The sequence below is a fragment of the Shewanella sp. 10N.286.52.B9 genome (assembly GCF_002873635.1).
Lineage (GTDB): Bacteria > Pseudomonadota > Gammaproteobacteria > Enterobacterales > Shewanellaceae > Shewanella.
The window spans coordinates 1-851 of sequence record NZ_MCTY01000140.1 but is presented as its reverse complement, the minus strand read 5'-3'; the positions used below and the strand labels follow the sequence as shown (position 1 = coordinate 851).

Sequence of the window (851 nt, the reverse complement as noted above, 5' to 3'; positions counted from 1 at the left end):
TATATTCGCTCTAATGAGGAGTTAAAGCAAAAAGCCGTCGAACTTGAGGAACAGTCTAACTCCATACGTTTCTCCGATGATTATGATTATAATATGGTGAAAAACTGGAGCAATGATGAGAGTAGCCCTTTCCAAAGTGGATTTTTTGGAGTGTCATATATGGTCGCTACTTTTAACTTCGAAGACTTAGAACACATCAAGCAAGAGAAAAAAAATCGTGAAAACGAATCACGATTAAAAACTCAAAATCACATTCGATTACGTGATTTTATACGGTACTTACCAGATGAAATAAAGTTAATAAAAATATATGTTTACCGAGAAATGTACATAGACATGAAAGAACTAATAAATAGGATTATCGGCTTTCATGGTGTATTAGTTGAAGAACCGAAGATGCCTCATGAAATACGTAATAAATTGAAGTTCAAACTTTGTAGTGAGTTAAAAAAAATAGAAAATATTTTGAGAGAAAACAACATGACTAGTTGTGTAGAAGCGTTAAAAGAAATAACCCATCATTATCCTGAATACTAATAGTATGTATACTGTTAAGAGATGGGTTGCAGGGTAATTATATTGATACAAATAAAGTCTAACTTTTATAAGGCCAGTGACTTAGAGGAATTTTTTACTGTAAATAATTGTAACTTAAACCATAAGAGTTCAATCATGAGTAAAGGTACTCGTTATACAATTGAATTTAATCAAGAAGTCGTCAATCAAGTTATCAAACACGTTTAGTTTTTCAACTATGTTTTTGAGCGTTTAGGGATAGGTTCTAAAGCCTTATGTGTTTATATTCAAACATTTTAAAACTGTCAAAATATAAAATGGTTTTATATTTTGTG

1 protein-coding gene is annotated in these 851 nt (G+C 30.7%); it reads left to right on the top strand.

Features of this window, described 5'->3' with window-relative positions; translation table 11 throughout:
* Positions 1-537: hypothetical protein (locus BCU91_RS20275; RefSeq protein ID WP_157936279.1), on the top strand; the 537-nt coding region annotated here is incomplete at its 5' end.
* Between the last annotated feature and the right edge of the window lie 314 nt (positions 538-851).